Consider the following 3,089-nt stretch of genomic DNA (forward strand, 5'->3'; position numbering starts at 1 on the left):
AAAAATATTTCTTTACGAAAGTCTGAAATTTTCTACTTATGTTGAATTTTTGAGAAAAGTGTGATATAATGTAAAATGTAGTCGTATAAGCACTAACGCTTATGCCTTTTGAAAACTGATTTTTAAGGAGAATTCATCAAATGGCAGTTACATACAAAAAGCTTTGGCATCTTTTGATCGACCGTAACTTGATGAAAAAGGACCTCGAAGAAATGGCAGGAATCACGCACTATCAGATGTGCAAGCTTGCAAGAAATAAAGACGTAACCACTGACGTTCTTGGCGCTGTCTGCAAAGCACTTGACGTCCGCGTGGAAGATATTATGGATTTTGTGCCGGATGATAAAGAGTAAGTCCGTTTTTTGGGACATCACTTATGAAATAATATACTGTGAAAAATCCCAAATTACATTACTCAACACCATAGAAACAGATAAGTAAGGAGTATTGGTGAGGAGCTCAATCGCATGGATAAACACACGCCTGAACAACGGCACAAGAATATGCAAGCCGTAAAAAATAAGGACTCGGAAATCGAATTACTGCTCAGGAGAGAACTTTGGAACAGAGGAATTCGATACCGTAAAAATTCCAATAAAGTATTCGGGCATCCTGATATTGTTTTTATCGGGAAAAAGGTCGCCGTGTTTTGCGATAGCGAGTTTTGGCATGGTTTCGACTGGGAAAAGCGAAAAAACGATATTAAATCTAATCGAGACTTTTGGATTCCGAAAATCGAGCGAAACATTCAAAGGGATTTTGAAGTGAACGATAAGCTTAGCGCTGATGGCTGGCTTGTATTGCGATTCTGGGGAAAAGAGATAAAGAAAAATACAGTTGTATGTGCTGACGATATAGTCAGGGCGTTGGAGGGAAACTATGAGCTTTGCATCGGAAGAATTTTTAGACTGTAAAAAATGGATTGCCGAGCAAATCGAGAACGGGAAAACATGGGATGAAGTGAAAAAGTTTTGTGTTTCCGAAGAGGAAGCTCCGGATGTTTTCGATCGGCTTCAGAATGAGGAACTTATTATTCCTCAAAATATGACCTTTTCCGATTGGGCGGAGCTTGTTGATGAAATGAGTGCGGACTATACGCCGCTCTATGTGCCTGTCGGCATTTCAGACGGCCATTTGAATAACTCATTCACCGTTCCCACAGATAGCGGATCTGCTTGGATCAGATATAAGAACTATCTTTTGGGGAAGTATGACGGAAAGCCGAAAATGACAGATGCTGCCGTCGGTTTTGTCGAGAGAAACTGTCACTGGATTTTGAATCATCTCAGTCGTGATACAAGAGCATCCGGGCCTGTTAAGGGACTGGTTATGGGCAGCGTTCAGTCCGGAAAAACTGCTAACATGATTGGCTTGGCGGCAATGGCGGCACACTATGACTGGAACATGATTATTATTCTGTCCGGTTCGATTGATAACCTCAGAAAGCAAACACGGGATCGTTTCTTCCATGATTTGAAAAAGAGCGGTGGTGTAAGTTGGCATGTTCTCGATTACACCTCCAATCCGGATTATTATATTGATATTGATGACAAGAAAAAATACCTTTCTGATGACATCAGTCTGAATATTTTTCAGGACGGAAAATCCGATTCCAAATGGCTCCATCGGTATGTAATGGTTTGCCTGAAAAACTCCAAACGTCTTGAAAGATTGATTAAGTGGTTGCATTCGAATCCGGGTAAAGCCGCCAGAATGAGAATTCTGGTCATCGATGATGAAGCAGATCAGGCAAGTGTAAATACACGCAAAATGGATGGCGTGGAATCAGAAGAAGAAATCGAAAGAACTGCCGTAAATCAATACATTATCGATCTCGTGAACGGATGTGATGAAGAAGGCAGAAAATCGTCCGCTCCGTTCCAGGCGATGAATTATATCAGCTTTACTGCAACGCCTTATGCCAATGTCTTAAACGAAGCATATGAAAGCTCGCTGTATCCGAAAAACTTTATCAGCAGCCTACCGGAATCAAAAGAATATTTCGGTGCAAAAGTAATATTCGGCAGTTGCACGGATGAAAGATACCCTGGATTAAATATTGTTCGCAGAATTCCAGACGCGGAAGTTAAAGCGCTGAAAGGCATTCATGAGGGTAGTTCATTTACATTACCAGATGAAATGAAAAAATCCATTGCATGGTTCTTATGTGCTTCTGCGGTATTGCGCAAGCGTGGACATAAAAAGCCGATAAGTATGCTGATACATACAACAGCACTCCAGAACGGTCACCTGTCCGAATATGAAACAATCAGAGATTGGATGACAAGAGAACGCACAACGGGTTCAATTCTGTCATTGTGTGAGTCTGTTTATTCCGATGAAGTTCAGCAGTTTACCTTTGATGATTTGAAAAGCGGATATCCCGATTACGGCAATATCAATAAAGTTGATGCGGATATGCCCGCTTTTACTGAAATTAAAGATGAAATTGCGTCTATCCTTTCAGGCATTGAAAACATCATGATGGGAGAAGCCAAAGAACTGACCTATCATGAAAACGCGGTTCATCTGTGCGTTGATAATTGCAAGGCAAATAAATATGCCGAAGACGGGACATATTTAAGAATAGTCTACCCCACTTCCGAACAGCTCAACAATATGGCTAAGGCTCCTGTATTTATTGTTATGGGCGGGAATACTCTGTCTCGCGGCTTAACAATAGAGGGGCTTGTTTGCACATACTTTGCCCGAAATTCCAATCTTGCGGATACGTTAATGCAGATGGCTCGATGGTTCGGATACAGAGCCGGTTATGAGCTTTTGCAGAGAATATGGATGCCGCAGGCAGTCGAACAGAAATACCAATTGCTTGAAAAGATCGACGAAAAGCTCAAAGTCGAGTTTGAAGACTTTATGGAGCGCGGGATCAGCCCTTCAAAGTACGGCCCGAAGATACTGAACAGTGCATTAATTTCAAAGTTCATGCTTACTTCAAAAAATAAAGCTCAAAGAAGTATCGAGTGTGATTTTGACTTCAGCGGTGACAGCTACGAAGTAACTCAGTTTGACAATGATTCCTCGGTGCTGAAGGAGAATATTGATAGTGCTGAAAAGCTGTTGTGTTCTAT

General features: G+C 41.4%; 3 protein-coding genes. All 3 read left to right on the forward strand.

Going from position 1 to position 3,089, the window contains the following annotated elements; translation table 11 throughout:
• Positions 1-140: 140 nt before the first annotated feature.
• On the forward strand, positions 141-353 hold the full coding sequence (locus tag QZZ35_RS10480) for a helix-turn-helix domain-containing protein (RefSeq protein WP_291237353.1): 213 nt from the start codon (positions 141-143) through the stop codon (positions 351-353).
• A gap of 114 nt (positions 354-467) precedes the next feature.
• Entirely contained in the window at positions 468-914 is a 447-nt protein-coding gene (locus QZZ35_RS10485) for a very short patch repair endonuclease (RefSeq protein ID WP_291237354.1), read from the forward strand.
• A partial coding sequence (locus QZZ35_RS10490; protein WP_291237355.1) for a Z1 domain-containing protein occupies positions 880-3,089 on the forward strand: 2,210 nt, incomplete at its 3' end. The genes QZZ35_RS10485 and QZZ35_RS10490, both read left to right, overlap by 35 nt.

Source organism: Frisingicoccus sp. (assembly GCA_016298055.1).
Taxonomy (GTDB): domain Bacteria; phylum Bacillota; class Clostridia; order Lachnospirales; family Lachnospiraceae; genus Frisingicoccus.

Excerpts from the sequence above, each read along its gene's own strand:
- QZZ35_RS10480 (WP_291237353.1), top strand. The coding sequence starts at position 141 with ATGGCAGTTACATACAAAAAGCTTTGGCATCTTTTGATCGACCGTAAC.
- QZZ35_RS10485 (WP_291237354.1), top strand. The coding sequence starts at position 468 with ATGGATAAACACACGCCTGAACAACGGCACAAGAATATGCAAGCCGTA.